We start from the raw sequence: 15,591 nt of genomic DNA on the forward strand, positions 1-15,591 counted from the left end.
TAGCACCCTAGTAGCGTTAAAAGCTTATCGCTCTACTATCCTATCTTAATGTTTTATACAAGTGTGTGATTTAGCTAACAGACAGCGAAGAAATTATGTTATATTACTTTGACTTAAATGTATTCAGAGGTTGTAAAAATAAAATTCTCTAGCCGGGGTCTGGGGTGAATAAAAAATATCTAGAAATTCTGTGTAAAAACGGCGCAATTTAGGGTATTATATAGTCACAATTCATAAACCAGATTTGACAGAACTTGCTGATGGAAACCTGCTAAGATTTGGATTGGGTGATCAAGCTCATATCGAGAAGTTCGTAGGGGTAAGCCGGGGCGTAGCCATCGCACCGTGCCCCGGAAAAAAAGACCAAAAAAAGATTGATCGTCCGCGCCAGTCAACCCTCCTAGGCTCGCGCCCGCAACAGCAGCAGCTTGCCCGCCTCACCTCAACCGGGCTGCAGCCTCCCGAAAGCCCTAAGTCTCATAACTCCCCAAAAGTATTCGCCGCAGGAGTTTCACCGTCTCAAAGCTCACAGGTATAGCAACGCCCTAGAGGGTAAGGACGTTCTTAATTGATGAAAGCTATTGTTTGTGTTGTCGAATGCCAAAAGCATTTCTAGAGGCTGCTGCTTCAGCTCCCTTGGACACGAGAGAGCCGAATGCTATAAAATCTTAAACAGCAGGGGAGTGCGGAAATTGCGATCGAACGCCAAGCAACAACCGAACTCGATCGAGTTCAAACCTTTGATAACCTATAATTTGAATGAGATGCCGCAGGCACTTCGGCTCCTGGCATTATACTAATGCGCCATCCTGCGGGTAATTTGGGATTTATTCTTTCTAACAACTAACAACTAACAAATAACAACTAATAAAGAGGGGATTGCTTAATGGCTGCAACAGATTTTAAAGACTATTACGCTATTTTGGGACTCAACAAAACGACCAGTTCTGACGAAATTAAAAAAACTTTCCGCAAACTAGCCCGCAAATATCACCCGGACATGAACCCCGGCAACAAAGAAGCAGAAGCTCGTTTTAAAGAAGTAAACGAAGCTTACGAAGTGCTCTCAGACCCTGAAAAACGCAAAAAATACGATCAATACGGTCAATACTGGAAGCAAGCTGCCACAACTCCAGGCGGATGGCCCGGCGGGGGCAGTACGAATGTAGACTTTGGCGGGGTTGACTTCAGCGAGTACGGCAGTTTTGACGAATTTATCAATGCCTTGCTAGGTCGCGCAGGTAGTAGTCCGGGTAATGCCCGCAATGCCAAGTGGAATTACAGCAACTACCGCAGCACCAGCGGCGGGCCCACAGGTTTTGGCGGATTTGAAGATTTCGCGGGGTACGAAAACCGCAGCGCAGTCAGCTCTCTCGACACCGAGGTCTCCATTTCTCTGACTCTGGGGGAAGCATTTCGGGGAACTTCTAAGCGAGTCGCCACGGGCGAAGTTTCGATTCCAGCAGGAGTGAAAACCGGCAGTAAAATTCGGATAAAAGGCAAAGGTCAAGTTGACCCGTACACGAAGCAGCAGGGAGATTTGTACCTAAAATTAGAAGTTTTGCCTCACGCTTTCTTCCAGTTTGAGGGAGAGAATTTGGTCTGCGAAGTGCCGATAACTCCTGACGAAGCGGTGTTGGGAGCTTCAATTGAAGTGCCGGCGCCTGAAGGTATGATCACTGTGAAATTTCCAGCCGGGATTCGTTCGGGTCAGTCTTTGCGGTTGCGAGGCAAAGGATGGCCGAAACCGAAGAAAAACGAGCGGACTGATTTGTTGGTCAAAATTGCGATCGTGCCACCGAAAGAAATTAGCAGTGTAGAACGCGAATGCTATGAAAAACTCAAAGCCAATCGCACTTTTAATCCTCGCAGTAATCTCAATCAGATGGTGCTTTGAAAAAGCGTGCATTTCTCGGACGCAAATAAGATTCTTTCTTCACTCTTTCATCGGGACACAGCATTGTTGTGTCCCTACTGTATGCAAGCGCGATCTCATTTGAAAAAAACCCTGTTAATAAGTCAACTTTTCTTCGCCCGTAATTTGCACTTTCCAACCTTCTCAAGACTCTTCGCTAGCTCTTAGCTGAGTAGGTTGGCTACCTTGTTTGAGGTTGATGGTAATTTTTTTAGCTCCTTTGTTCTCCAGGTCTCGGATGTAGCCGGTCGATCTGTCAGAAGCTTCCTCTCTGCTGTCATAGGGCCCAAAGTAATAGGTACGCTTTGGCGAATCTGTATCAACTTCTACCCACCATTCGTCGCGTCGAGTGCTGCTAGCAGGTTGAGCTAGCACCCAAAGGGCAGTGAAAAACATACCCAACATAGAGATTTCAAACATATTTACCTCTGGGAAGACTTAAGTAGTTTTTTCTGTTCTCTCTCAATTTATCAACGCAACGGGATCTATCGGCTCGTCCTCAGTGCTGATTTAGCCCCAATTATTTTTGGCAGTTAATGCTAGCTAAAATCTGCATTTTGGCGGAGAAGATGCCTACTTTTAAGCCACCACTACAAATATAAAGTCCGCAGGGTAAGGACTAGGACAAGATGATGCTTAATATTATTGTTGAGGCTTCAGTTAATGAAAAACTAAAACAGAACTTACGCACTCTAGACGCCGACAAACCGGGTTGTTTAACCGATACCCCTCGCAATAGATGGAGTATTTTCGTCAAAAAACCCGGTTTCTGCCGGTTGGACTATCAAAATTCTTAAGCCGCGATACCCTCTGAGAATTCACTATCGCAAATTGTGAGTTCCGAAGGCTGACACCGTTTAATGCGGATGCTAACCCTTTTGGCTCCCTCGCTTTCCAAGTCTTCTATGTAGCCTGGAGTATTGCTGGAAGCTTCTTTGTCGGTGTCAAAGGGGCCAAAATAGTAGGTACAGTGGGGCAAATCGGTGATAATTTCTACCCACCATTTCTCCGACCGGCGGTGGCCCGGCCGGGCAAACACGGACAAGACTGCGACGTAGATACAAAATAAATAAAATCCGAGCATCTTTATTCTTGAGAGTGGTTTAATTTATTATTTGAATCTATCAAAATAATTTGCCCAATCGAATCAACCTCAGTGCTGATTTTGCGTCGATCGACTTTAGATGCGAGATTTTAGATCTTAGATTTTTCTTGCCATCTAAAATCTAAAGCAAAACCCGCCGGTGCGGGTTGTTTGCTAACTAAAAAATGCTCTTTTTCCAAACTAGATGGCTGGGCAAACCTCAGCCTGCTGAGGTTTAGCGCTTGCCTTTGGGGAACTGTTCGATACCAGCCCAACCGTAGAAAACCAGCTCGTCGTTCTGAACTCGGCAGCGGTCTACTCGCAGTTGAGTGCCTTCTAAGGCAAATTTGTCTAAGTCTAGCAAGTTATTTACGTGGGCAATTATAGCTTGACCCAAGTCTACTGCTTGCCCGTCACCGCCGTAAGTAACGCTGACAAATTGGATTTTACGTCGGTCTTCTACTTGCAATTGAGCAGTAATATCTATTTTGACGGGTTCGCTGGCCTCGCCTACGGTAATTTCGGACTGAAGCCGAATTGATTTGTCGGTTCCGAAGCTGACTTCAGTGTTTTGAAAGTGCAGAGATTGCTCTTGGTACTTCAGCTTCTGGAGTTTTTCAACTACAAAAGGTGTATTGAATGAGGTGGTTAAATCCGATCGACTTAAGACTACTCGCATATTTGCCTGGGTAGGCTGCCGCAATTTCACTTGACCTGCAAAAATCGCTCCAAAATCAATGGAGAGTGCTTGCAGGTAGAGTTCCATCACTTCTATGCGAAGGCCGTTGTACATCAACATACCTTTGCCAACGAAGTCGAAACCGTCGATGCTTCCCTGCAAGAGTTTGGCTACTGGTTCGACTCGGATGTTGGCCTCGGCCTTTTCAGAACGCTTGAATAAGGCTGCGATCGCAGCTCCTGCTACTTTACTAACAAGGCGATCGCCACTTTGACCTTGAAAGGATGTACCGCTAAACAAAGCTGCTACCATTTATTCGTTTGCTCATCTACAGTCGCCATTATAACCTCATATTAAGAAATGTAAAAATTGCTTGTGCTTATTCACCTCATAAGCAGATCTTGTTTTTTGTCTGTCTTCAAAACAACATTGTTGAAATTTAAACGCTCAGAGGGGTACCTTGGAGACAGGCGCGATCGAGCAACGCTCCATCCCAAAAGGTTTGTTCCATCATGGCACAAAGCAAATTAGCCCCCGTCAGGTTAGCGCCCCGAAGTACGGCTCCATTCAGGATCGCTTCTTCCAAGTCAGCTCCCGACAAATCAGCGCCAGACAAATTAGCATGGCTCAAATCCGCACCAAGCAAAATTGCCCTAGCCAAAGCAGCGCCCCGCAAATCGGCACCGCGAAAATCGACACCGCTCAAATCCAAATTGCCGATGGATGCCCCCGTCAAAAAAGCACCCCCAAAACTTGCGTCGCGGACTAAAGCGTTAGCGAAGGAAGCTCCCCGCAAATCGGCATTGCGAAAATCTGCGCCTCGCAAGTCAGCGCCGCTCAAGTCAGCGCCTCGGAGGTTGGCTCGCAATACGGCCCGCTGCAAGTTAGCGCCCGCGAGATTAGCTCCACTCAAGTTGGCTTGAGACAAATTAGCATTGGCGAGATCGGCTCCCGCTAAGTCTTTGCCGGCTAAATCAGTGCCAGCCAACATCAAAATTTTGCCTTTACGTATGGCTTCGAGGTCATTAGTCATTATTTTTTAGTCATTAGTCATTAGTCATCAGTCATTAGCGCACAGACAGGCAGCGGACACAACTCCCAGTGGTAGGGTGCGCTTAGCAAGCACAGGCTGATTTTTGATTTTTTGTAGTGCTGGAACAGATTTTGTGCTGAGTTTTAAATGCCCAATACTTCGGCTAGGCACTTCGGCTGCGCTCAGCACAAGCTCTGTACAAGTTCCCAATTACCAATTACCGATCGCCCATTACCAATCTAGTTATTTTATAATGCCGGAGCTGCCGCGGTCGTTCGATCGCCCAAATCCTCCAGCCACACGTTAGGCAGTTGGCTGGGGCGGTTCGGTAACTGCATCAAACCCATTTCTGCCAGCCTGACGACGTTGCTGAGAGTTTCCACCAAAGCCGGATCGAAGCGAGTGCCCGACAGTTCGCGGCACTGTTCCAAAGCTTCGCTCAAACTCAAAGCCGCACGCTCCCCACGGGGTTGAGTCAATTCTTGAAAATCAGCGACCAACCCCAAAATCCGCGAAGCAACGGGTATGGTTTCGGCTCGCAAACCCTCTGGCCTGCCGCTGCCATCCCAATATTCGAGTTGATGCTTGACAATTTCCGCCACAGGTGATAGTTCCGGCATTGCTTGCAGCAGTTGGGAACCAATGAAACTGCGATCGCGCCAAAATGATAAAGTTGCTTGGTCGAAAGCATCGGGAGTGCGATCAAACACCTCATTCGGAGCCGAAATTAAGCCGACTCGAAATAGCAATCCAGCCAGCCGCAGCCTCCGCAACTGCAAAGCCGGCAAATCGAGTAGTTGACCCAAAGTTTCCGACAAAGCCGCCACCTGCAAAGACGCTGTAGGATTTGCGGTATCGCGTTCGTCTACGCGCTGGGCCATCCGCAGAAAAGCTTGAAGTTTGTTAGCGTTCAAATTGCGGCTGACGCGCAAAGCTTGACCTTCCAATTCCCACAATTCGCGGGTTTGGCGGTTAATTGCCACCATTTGCTGCTGAGAACTTTGCAGGTAAGTGACTATCCGCGATACCACGCCACTAATATCTGCCAAGGGCGGGCCTTTGGTTGCCAGGATTTCGTGGTACATTTCCAGCAAACTGTCGGCTAGCGGGGAGTTGTAATGTCGCGTCTGTTCTATAAAAATTTCTGCCGAGGCCGACACCAAAGACTGGTCAAACGACCACAAACCGTAGAACTTTCGTTCTGTATCGACTTCTGGTTTGCCCTCGGGCAAGTATTCCTCGGCTGAAAGTTCGCGGCAAAGCACCATTGCTTTGTATGTGGGGGCGACGATGATTAAATTCCATTCTTGGATGAGGGGGTCGCTCTCATCGAGATTTATTAAAGATACATTTTCTAATTGACCCGTTTTGTGGGTAGCGAAACCGCTGTCGGCTACTGCACCGATGACAACGCACCGAGAAGCATTAGCAATATCTAGGTAGCGATCGGCTTCCTGTAAATACCATTTACCCTGCTGAAACGTTACCAAAACTAAGGGTTGGAGCTCGCTCTTTTCCCCGCCACTGGTTTGCAAAATGTGGTCTTCTAGGGCGTGACATAGGGCTACTAGGGTGTTTTTGAAGTATACCCCGTAGCTAGAAGGCAGTTTTCCGTCGGGAAGTGTAGCTTGTAGTCTAGCGAGAGTTGATTCTGAATTCATTGCAAAAAGCGGTGCCGGCTCTTACTTATTGTAGCGGGCGATCGAACTTCTAGAAAAGACTTTGGGCAAAAGTCCGAGTTTTTGAGTTTTCACCGCTTCGCAACCGAGTCAATGTAGAGTGCGCCGAAGAGTACCTGATTAATTTTAGCAATTTTCTAGAAACCCTCTGTCTTTGGCTGAGTTTTTTTCAGACGAGAAACCTGCCGAGAGGAAGACGGTAAATGACTTAAGTATTAACTACTATTTTTTAAACAATATTATTAGGAATTCTGAGCGTGCTTCAACAAAATAGAAGTTTAGGTGAACAGGCGATCGACAAAGTAGCCGAGATTGCTATTGCTAGCAAATTAGACGAATCCGAAACTTTGTCTGTCACAGTCAACACCGATCCGATCCAGCTAGCCCAGGGATCAGTAGAGGCCGTTGCGGTTGAAGGTACAGGATTGGTAATGCAACAAGATTTGCGTGTGGAAGATTTGCAAATTCACATAAAGGATATTGCTGTCAATCCCCTGACCGCTATGTTTGGCAAACTTGAACTGAACGGCCCTGCCTTCGGTGCGGCACGCGCAGTTTTAACAGAAAGCGATATCAACCGCGCTTTTAATTCCGAATACATCAGCAGGAAACTTAAAAATTTAAAAGTTACTGTTGAGGGACAACAGCAGACAATAGACGTTAAAACTATTGAGTGCCAATTGCTAGACGGAAAAATCGCTTTAAATGCTGAGGTAGTGGTGCGGGAAACTACCTCAACTGAAAAAATTTATTTTACAGCAAAGCCTCAGATCGCAGCGGGGGGTTGGGCAATTTCTCTTCAGGATGTCGAGTATCCTGAAAACAACGAATTTTCGCCTGAGTTAACTGAAGCTTTGGCGAACAAAGCTGGTGAAGTTTTAAACTTGCGAAATTTTGAAATTGAGGGAATGTCCCTGCGAATTCAGCAGCTAAATGTGGAACCGGGCGTGCTGACTTTGCAAGCTGAAGCGAAAGTCGAACAATTCCCTAATTAGGAATGAGAATTAAATAATTTCCACAAGTTTGTGGGATGGGCGTTCCGCCCGTCCCACAATAACAATTAAAATTGTAAGTTATTTAATTCGCGATCCTTAGCAGCTTCTAGGGTGTGTCAGAAACAAAAAAGCTCTTCCATTCCAGCAACTATTGGAACTGGCGCACCCTACCATTATGCTTTGCTCTGGAAAAATCTCTGCAGTTTATGAAATCCCTCTAAAGTTATAAAAAAGTCGATAGCAACCCGCAGCAAAATATCACCGCCGTTAGAGGCAGGCAGGGGTAGTTTACTTTTACTCTTAACAAGTAGTAGTTAAAAATTGGGAACTTCTTGTGAACACTGTAACTTCTTTTTTGAAAAAACTGCGTAACGGTCAATTTTTGACTCAATTTTTGACTGTATGTATGGCCGGTTTGTTGCTGTTTACCAGCACCGCTTGCAATTCGGGCGATGTTCGAGGTGCTCGGCCTGAGAATCCTCCCGTTCAAGCTGGAGGAATGAATAACCCTCACAAGGGTGGCGGTGATGGATACACGAATTATAAAACATCCACCGATCCTAAAGTAAATCAGTCGCCTGCTCAAGCAGAAAAGAATCGGGCTGATTTGTCGATCGTGGGCGATCGTCTCCTGGCATCGACTACCGCTGAATCTAATTCCTCAAAGCTGCTTTATCCGGGCTCTGCACCCCTGGAAACTGACAAGTTCGACCTCGAACTCGGCGGAGATAAAAGTCTGTTAGAAGCGCCAGACGGACAGCCGGCTAAGGCTCAACCCGTATTCGATCGCAGCGATCCCGATGCCAATATTTTAGAGAGAGTAGGCGCCGCCTTTAAGGATGCTTCTGGTTTCCTGAAAGATAGCGCTGAAGATGCCAAGGAAAGCTCAGTTACGAAACTCAATCCGCTGCAAAAATAAGCTAGCAGAACCAAAAATGATGTAGGGGCTGTCTGAAATTAGCCCCTACATAAATAATATAATTTATTGAAACTAGATAAATGCTTGTACAGCGGTTCTCAAAAAAGTGAGGTATGCCCTATGCCCTATGCCCTATGCCCTATAGTACCTCATCTTTCTGAGAAAGGCTATATATCTGCTATCTACTTAACAAAATTTACGCTTTTTATACTTTTTTGAGATTATGCAGAGCAATATATTTTACCTTTTCTGGGATTTATGCTGCGAATTGCCGACAGTATTTATGGTAAATTTCAATCAGGTTTAATAAATCTCAAACATATTGATTAACATGAACTATTTTACCATAAATTAAACTGACTGGGTTGTTGATTTCGTGAGCGACTCCAGCGACTAACTGTGCTAAACTCGACATTTGTTCGGAGTGAATTAGCTGAAGATGTCAACGAAAGTTCCGTTACAAAACTTAAATTTTAAAATTATTTTACAGCTCAAGGAAAAACCCTAAACACTTTTAGGCGTAAAGAAGGATTGTAATGATGGATAAAATACCCGATAGCTCCCACATGATTGGAAAGCTTTTTATAAAATGACCGAGTTTTTATTACAATAGCCAGAAGTCATTGGCATCAGGGTGTTATTGAATCTTTCTATATCAGAAGTTTTGCCCTGATCTCTCCCGACAGATTGGTGTCGCTTGCGAGGGAAAACTTTTTCCTATCGCCCTCCACGATGACATTGCTGAGTTCATCAGTCAGATTTCAATTGAGCTACAGCTAGGAAATGGTATAGTGCTATATACCGATAGTATTCCCAAAGCAAAAGACATTAATAAAAAACAATATGGTGTTGAGCCGATATGTGAAGTTATTAGCAAAAACTGCCATTTATCGGCCCAAGAAATCAAGCAAGCGGTGATTGAGGATGTGCGACGACATATCAGCAATCAACAAGTGTTTGATGACATCACTTTGTTGGTTTTGAAGCGGACGGAATTAGGCGTAGCAACAGAGTCACCGCCTCAAGCAGCCCCATTGGTTTAGAGCGATCGCCAATACCTCAAAACAATAAACTGATGACAGGAAACGGGAAAATGGTCGGCGGGGCGATCGCCTTAGCAGTCAAATTTACGAAGAGGTGGTGAGATATCTCAAACGCCGCCCCCCAAAAGAGGCTGAATCTCCAGAGAACTTCCAAGCCATCGTCACAGTTTAATTTTTTAGTATACTAATCTATTAATGGTAGTTAAATACGATTTTTTGATCGTCATTTTTTCCATCATTATTGCCATTATGACCTCCTATACCACCTTATAATTAACAGAGAGAATGACTCGAAAAAATGGTAAAAATATTTGCTTAGATTGGTTAATTTGTCGTTCTTTGACAATGGGAACGGGCATCTGGGCAATGCACTTTATAGGAATGCTCGCTTATCACCTACCAGTAGCGATCGCCTACAATTTACCCCTTGTGATTGTCTCTTGGCTTGCCGCAGCGATTGCATCTGGTATCGTCTTCTACAGCTTGCATCGAGGCTTTGCACGCAGGTTCTCATTGTTAATCCCCGGTATTCTCATGGGCTCTGGCATTGGAAGTATGCTTTATATAGGCATGGCGGCGATGCGAGTACCTGCCGAAATGCACAATAATTACTGGATTGTGGCACTGTCTTTCTTAGTTGCCGTTATTTCTAAATCTATAAGGAAGTCCGATGTACGACTTGACGAGATTCACTTTAAGGGACATGGCGGAATGCGGGTTGGCTCTACGCCAGTTCGGATTGGGGGTTGAAAGTATGGAAGAGGCGAGTAACAGAATTGTTAGGTATCTTTACGAAAATTTCTGTACTAAGCCAACTGGTGAAAAATCCTGCGCCCTAGTCCGTTTGTTCAAAACTCACCCTTATGAAGACTTAGAAGTCGAACTTGCCGAGTATGCCCGTAGTATGTTGGGCGACTATCCCCCTTGGCCTGCCATGAAGTGCATGACTGCACTGGCAACAGTAGGAGAACAAACGGAATGGAACTCAAGACACACATCCGTTGGACATAAGGCTATTCCGCTGGCAAGCGAATCTGTAGTCGCTCAGATACCGATGATCTCACAACTCATCAGACAGCTCGGCTTAGATATAAAAACAGTTATCAACCCTGACCCGAATCTTTTGGTAGAAATCGAGCAGAGGAAATACAACGTCTTTTATGTACCTGAAGCGATTGGCAGCCCCTATATTCCCGCTCAAGACTCCTTTGTGATTCCCTTCGGAATCAAGTCTGTGTTGGGGTTTGGTGGTCTATTACCTTCAGGCAATATGTTTGCAATTATCATGTTCTTGAAAGTCCAGATTCCTATTAGCACGGTTCAGATGTTCAGCACTCTGGCGCTGAACGTAAAGACAGCACTGCTGCCCTTCGATCGAGGAGCTGTCTTCGCTCAAAAAAAAGATGAATCTGCTACAGCCTCTAAGCAAATATTCACAAGAAACACTGAGCAGGAGATAGCGCAGCTTAGATCCCAGGTAGGGACTTTGAGGCAGTTGCTTGATGTTTTTGACCAATCGATATCGGTACAATCCGATCGACTCGAACAAGCCATAGAGCAACTGGCGGACTCCGCGCAAAAGTTAGATACCCTCAACGAGAGACTCAAGGAAGACAATCTCCGCATGGGTGCGGAATTGGATATCGTGCGTCAAATGCAGCAGATGATTCTGCCCAATGCTTCTGAACTGGAAATTGAAGGACTAGATATTGCTGCATACATGGCTGCTGCTGATGAAGTTGGAGGCGACTACTATGATGTCTTAAACACTGATGGTGTTGTCACTCTTGGCATCGGTGATGTTACTGGACATGGACTCGAAAGCGGTATCTTGATGCTGATGGCGCAAACAGCCGTTCGTACCCTCAAGGAAATCCGCGAAACTGATCCGGTTCGGTTCCTAGATGCGCTCAACCGCACCCTCTACAAAAATGTGCAGCGCATGAAATCTGAGAAAAGTCTCACCCTAGCGATTTTAAATTATTCCCAAGGACAAGTCAGTATTAGCGGACAACATGAAGAAACAATCATTGTGCGCCTTGGCGGACTGGTAGAACGTATCGACACAATGGATTTAGGCTTCCCCATCGCCCTCGACGATGATATTGCTGATTTCATCAGTCACATTTCAATGGAACTACAGCCCGGAGATGGTTTAGTGCTATATACCGATGGTATTCCTGAAGCAAAAGACATTAAGAAAAAACAGTATGGCGTTGAGCAGATGTGTGAAGTCATTCGCCAAAACTGGCATTTGTCGGCTGAAGAAATTAAGCAAGCGGTGATTGACGATTTACGGGGACATATCGGCACTCAAAAAGTGTTTGATGATATTACGCTGTTGGTTTTGAAGCGGACGGAATTAGGCGTAGAAAACAAGTCACCACATCAAGCCGCCGCATTGGTTTAGAGCGATTGCCCATACGTCGAAAAAACCAACTTATGACATAAAACTGGAAAATAATCGTCGGGGCGATCGCCTGAGCATTCAAATTTACGAAAAAGTGGTGAGATATCTCAAACGCAGCCCCCCAAAAGAGGCTGAATCTCAAGAGAACTTCCAAGCTGTAGTCAACTTATAAATTTCTATGATTAAATCTATCTAATGATATCTTGCATCAATGTAAATAAAGCGATCGATCGTGGGATGAGCGCTCAGTTTATTGACATTAGTGCTTTCGGCCAATTAAAACGATTCACTCAAAGCCTTTCTACATAGCGTAAGGCGCGCCAAGGCGCACCCTACGGGATCGATCTGCAAGGGTAATTCCTATTCCTCTCAAAGCTTTTTTCGAGCTAAAACAGCTTTATTCTATTTTTTCTGTGACTCAGAAACTTCAGCAATCAAATCGTCTTTATCAACTTTGGGTACAAAATCAGGGCGTTCTTTGGATTCCCAACCGGGGGGGCGCTTGGAGTTGTACCAGGCGATCGAGCCGATCGTAACTGCGGCAATAAAGCCAACAACAAGAACTGCGATTGGAGCCGTCAAGCTGACACTTGATTCCGGCACTGGCTGCTGCATCAGCAGCTCAATCATTACTTGCCTGATGGGTGCAACAACAACTGCTATGGGGGTGGTCAAGCTGATATCTATCATTAGGCTAAATCCTTATCTACTCTACTTTTACATTATCTTAAGTGCTAATGCCCTTTTGTTGATATATCTGAAGACAGAAAAAGTGACAGAATTGCCGTCATAATGGTTAGAGCTTGAAAATAGGAGAGCTGATTTTATGCCGTTGCCGACAATAGCATTGCTGTTGGCTGCTAGTTTCAGCCTGGGTGCTTTACCGCTAACGGGATGGGCGGTGCGAGTGTTTACCCGCGGAGATTTGAGGGCGCTGGGTACGGGGAATGTGGGTGTGTCTGCTGCTTTCATTCACGGCGGGAAATTAGCGGGAATTGCTGCGGTGTTGGCGGAAATTGCCAGGGGTATTTTGCCGGTTTTGGCGGGGCGATTTTGCTTCCCGGATGCACCTGCGATCGCGATCGCCCTGTTAATTCCTCTAGTTGCGGGCAGATATGCGATCTCCCGAGGTGGAGGCGTGACTAACGCTGTTTGGGGTCTTTTGGTATTTTCGCCGCCGGTGGCTGTATCATCGGGCATTTGGGGGCTGCTGGTGTGGGGTTTGGCACAGCGCTGGTGGGGTGAGGGCGATCGGGCGAGACTCTTTGCTTCCCGTTGCGGGTGTCTGTGTACTCCTATCTGGGTTTGGGTGTGGGGACAATCAATGCCCGAATTTTTAGCAGCAACAGGATTAGCTTTGTTGTTAGCAGCAATTAATTTCAATCAGGGTGATGATATGGCTTTATCTAAATCAGAGCAATTGTTTTCTCTTGATGACTCCTTAGATGCTGCAATCTGCGGTGATAAAGCGGCTAAATTGTCTCAACTCAAACGCGCAGGTTTTAACGTACCTGCGGGTTTTATATTGCCATCGAAGGAAGAGGGAAGAGGGAAGAGGGAAGAAGGAAGAGGGAAGAGGGGAGAAGGAAGAAGAGATGACGAAAATGCCGATCGACTGTTAATCAGTAATTCTGTAATCCAAAATCTAAAATCCCAAATCCAAAATCGAATGATTGTGCGCTCTTCTGCTGCGGGAGAAGACGGCGATCTTAGTTCAGCGGCTGGACAATATCAAACTATTGGCCCTGTTTTCACTGAAGCAGAATTGCTCGACGGCATTAATCGCTGCCGCCAGTCTTATTGGACTTCCGAAGCTGTGGCTTACCGCCGACAGCGACAATTACCCGACACCCAAATGGCTGTATTAATTCAGCCTTATATTGACAGCCAATTTGCGGGAGTCATGTTCAGCCGCAATCCTTTAGATGGTGGTTCCCAGGTAATTATAGAAGCTTTACCGGGAGGAGCCGAAGCTGTTGTCGGCGGACAATGTACTCCGGTTCATTTAGAAATTGATTTTAGTCAACCTGAATTATTAGAAAAAAAATTAACTGAACTTCAAAGTAATTCAATTAGTGTTCAATCGATTTTAACAGAATTGGTGAAACAAGCCCAAGCGATTGAAGCATTTTTTCACGGAATACCGCAGGATATTGAGTGGAGTTGGGACGGGGAAAAAGTTTGGATTTTGCAAAGTCGCCCGATTACTAATTTGCAGCCATTCTGGACGCGAACAATTGCAGCGGAAGTGATTCCCGGTGCAATTCGTCCCCTAACTTGGTCGATTAATCGGCCGCTGACTTGCGGGGTTTGGGGAGAGATTTTTCAGGTGGTTTTGGGCGATCGCGCCAGTGGCTTAAACTTTAATGAAACGGCAACTTTGCTCGGTTCTCACGCCTATTTTAATGCGACTTTGTTGGGCGAAATTTTTCGGATGATGGGATTGCCGGAGCAGGGTTTGGAATTTTTGCTGAGAGGGCAAAAAATGGGCAAGCCGCCTTTGGGGAAGATTTTGCCTTCTTTGCCCGGTTTGTGGCGTTTGGTGCAGCGGGAGAGGGCGCTGAATGCAGAATTTAAGGGCGATCGTACTTCTATTTTCCTCCCGGCACTGCAAAGTTTGGAGAAGGAAGAGGGAAGAAGGAAGAAGGAAGAGGGAAGAGGGAAGAGGGAAGAAGAAATATTAATGCCCAATGCCCAATTCCCAATGCCCGATTATCAATATTTAACGGAATTGTTGGAGAGAGCGGAGCAAATTCAGGAGTGGCTGAAACCGATTACTTACTACAACATATTAGGGCCGATCGGGCTGGCTATTCGCAAGGCAATTTTTCGTGTTAATGATGACTGGCTGGCTAATGACAGCGCTCCTGAAATTGCTTCGGTGCGAGCTTTACAGCAGTTGGCTCAGAAATTGCGGCAAGCTGCTTTTTCGCAGCCTGACGCAACTGTTTCAGTCGCACATTTAGCACAGACATTTGCGGAAACTCCGGGTTTACAAGCAGAGTTTGAAAAGTGGCTTGATATTTACGGATATTTGAGCGAGGTGGGAACGGATATTGCTGTTCCTACTTGGCGAGAACAACCGGAAATTTATCAAAAGTTGCTAATAACTATGGCTCAAAAAGCCGAACCTTATTTAGCTGAAAAACGTGAAATAGGATTGACTTTTTCGCAGAAGTGGCGATTAGATAAATGTCAAGAAAGAGCGCTTGTCAAAAACGAAATTAGCGAAATTTACGCGCGGTTGTTGGCTCATCTACGCTGGACTTTTTTGGAGATTGAAGCTTGCGGATTGGCAATGCAGGTGTTTCAGGAAAGCGGGGATATTTTTTATCTGGAATTTGGGGAAATTCAGCAGTGGATTCGTAGCGGTGCAAGTGTTTCGTTTAAGGATAAAATTAGGGAAAGGCGCGATCGCCTGGTAGCCGATCGCGATCGCCCGATTCCCCCTGTAGTCTACGGCAATTTGCTGCCAAATTCTCAGAAAAGGGCGATCGACTCCGCAACATCGGAAACTAATATCATGCAGGGAATTCCGGCAAGTATTGGCCGTGTCGAAGGCTTTGTCAAGATTTGCCGCACCGCGAGCACGGATTTAGGAGAAAATGCGATCGCAGTAGTCCCATACACCGATGCAGGTTGGGCACCGCTGCTATTAGGAGCAACAGCAATTATCGCCGAAGTTGGGGGCCAATTGTCTCACGGAGCCATAATCGCTCGCGAGTACAAAATTCCCGCAGTTATGAATATTTCTGAAGCTACAACTCGCTTGCGAGACGGTCAAAAAGTCCGAGTAGATGGGTATCTCGGCACTGTAGAATTGCTCGAATAAAA

13 protein-coding genes are annotated in these 15,591 nt (G+C 45.9%); 7 read left to right on the forward strand and 6 right to left on the reverse strand.

Features of this window, described 5'->3' with window-relative positions; genetic code table 11:
• Positions 1-886: 886 nt before the first annotated feature.
• A complete protein-coding gene (locus QUA34_RS11730) occupies positions 887-1,897 on the forward strand; it encodes a J domain-containing protein (protein WP_333386726.1) in 1,011 nt (336 codons plus the stop codon).
• 162 nt (positions 1,898-2,059) lie between these two features.
• Here the strand turns inward: QUA34_RS11730 and QUA34_RS11735 are convergent, their stop codons facing one another.
• The 5 genes from QUA34_RS11735 to QUA34_RS11755 all read right to left on the reverse strand — a co-directional run bounded on the left by QUA34_RS11735 (position 2,060) and on the right by QUA34_RS11755 (position 6,372).
• A complete protein-coding gene (locus QUA34_RS11735) occupies positions 2,060-2,335 on the reverse strand; it encodes a DUF1816 domain-containing protein (RefSeq protein WP_333332070.1) in 276 nt (91 codons plus the stop codon).
• A 373-nt stretch (positions 2,336-2,708) separates the two neighbouring features.
• Entirely contained in the window at positions 2,709-2,999 is a 291-nt protein-coding gene (locus QUA34_RS11740; protein ID WP_333332067.1) for a DUF1816 domain-containing protein, read from the reverse strand.
• Positions 3,000-3,234: 235 nt separating this feature from the next.
• Positions 3,235-3,990: a DUF2993 domain-containing protein gene (locus QUA34_RS11745; RefSeq protein WP_333245476.1), complete on the reverse strand. Its 756-nt coding sequence runs from the start codon at positions 3,988-3,990 to the stop codon at positions 3,235-3,237.
• Positions 3,991-4,117: 127 nt separating this feature from the next.
• Positions 4,118-4,711 (reverse strand): pentapeptide repeat-containing protein, encoded by a 594-nt coding sequence (locus QUA34_RS11750; RefSeq protein ID WP_333332064.1) that lies wholly within the window; start codon positions 4,709-4,711, stop codon positions 4,118-4,120.
• A 248-nt stretch (positions 4,712-4,959) separates the two neighbouring features.
• Positions 4,960-6,372 carry an HD domain-containing phosphohydrolase gene (locus tag QUA34_RS11755; protein ID WP_333332061.1) on the reverse strand — a complete coding sequence of 471 codons (1,413 nt, stop codon included), beginning with the start codon at positions 6,370-6,372 and terminating at the stop codon, positions 4,960-4,962.
• Positions 6,373-6,647: 275 nt separating this feature from the next.
• On the opposite strand from QUA34_RS11755, the gene QUA34_RS11760 reads away from it, so the two are divergent.
• The 5 genes from QUA34_RS11760 to QUA34_RS11780 all read left to right on the forward strand — a co-directional run bounded on the left by QUA34_RS11760 (position 6,648) and on the right by QUA34_RS11780 (position 11,757).
• The gene (locus QUA34_RS11760) at positions 6,648-7,385 is read left to right on the forward strand and encodes a DUF2993 domain-containing protein (RefSeq protein ID WP_333386731.1); all 738 of its coding nucleotides are present in this window, start codon (positions 6,648-6,650) and stop codon (positions 7,383-7,385) included.
• A gap of 334 nt (positions 7,386-7,719) precedes the next feature.
• Positions 7,720-8,304: a DUF6658 family protein gene (locus QUA34_RS11765; protein ID WP_333332055.1), complete on the forward strand. Its 585-nt coding sequence runs from the start codon at positions 7,720-7,722 to the stop codon at positions 8,302-8,304.
• A 764-nt stretch (positions 8,305-9,068) separates the two neighbouring features.
• Positions 9,069-9,347: a SpoIIE family protein phosphatase gene (locus QUA34_RS11770; RefSeq protein WP_333386840.1), complete on the forward strand. Its 279-nt coding sequence runs from the start codon at positions 9,069-9,071 to the stop codon at positions 9,345-9,347.
• A gap of 285 nt (positions 9,348-9,632) precedes the next feature.
• Positions 9,633-10,097: an MHYT domain-containing protein gene (locus QUA34_RS11775; protein ID WP_333332052.1), complete on the forward strand. Its 465-nt coding sequence runs from the start codon at positions 9,633-9,635 to the stop codon at positions 10,095-10,097.
• A complete protein-coding gene (locus QUA34_RS11780; protein WP_333386734.1) occupies positions 10,066-11,757 on the forward strand; it encodes a SpoIIE family protein phosphatase in 1,692 nt (563 codons plus the stop codon). The genes QUA34_RS11775 and QUA34_RS11780 overlap by 32 nt, the downstream gene beginning before the upstream one ends.
• 402 nt (positions 11,758-12,159) lie before the next feature.
• Here the strand turns inward: QUA34_RS11780 and psb35 are convergent, their stop codons facing one another.
• Positions 12,160-12,372: a photosystem II assembly protein Psb35 gene (psb35, locus tag QUA34_RS11785; protein ID WP_333386843.1), complete on the reverse strand. Its 213-nt coding sequence runs from the start codon at positions 12,370-12,372 to the stop codon at positions 12,160-12,162.
• Between the two features lie 211 nt (positions 12,373-12,583).
• On the opposite strand from psb35, the gene QUA34_RS11790 reads away from it, so the two are divergent.
• Entirely contained in the window at positions 12,584-15,589 is a 3,006-nt protein-coding gene (locus tag QUA34_RS11790; protein WP_333386737.1) for a glycerol-3-phosphate acyltransferase, read from the forward strand.
• Positions 15,590-15,591 lie beyond the last annotated feature (2 nt).

Origin of the sequence: Microcoleus sp. POL10_C6 (genome assembly GCF_036701585.1) — a bacterium.
Classification (GTDB): domain Bacteria; phylum Cyanobacteriota; class Cyanobacteriia; order Cyanobacteriales; family Microcoleaceae; genus Microcoleus.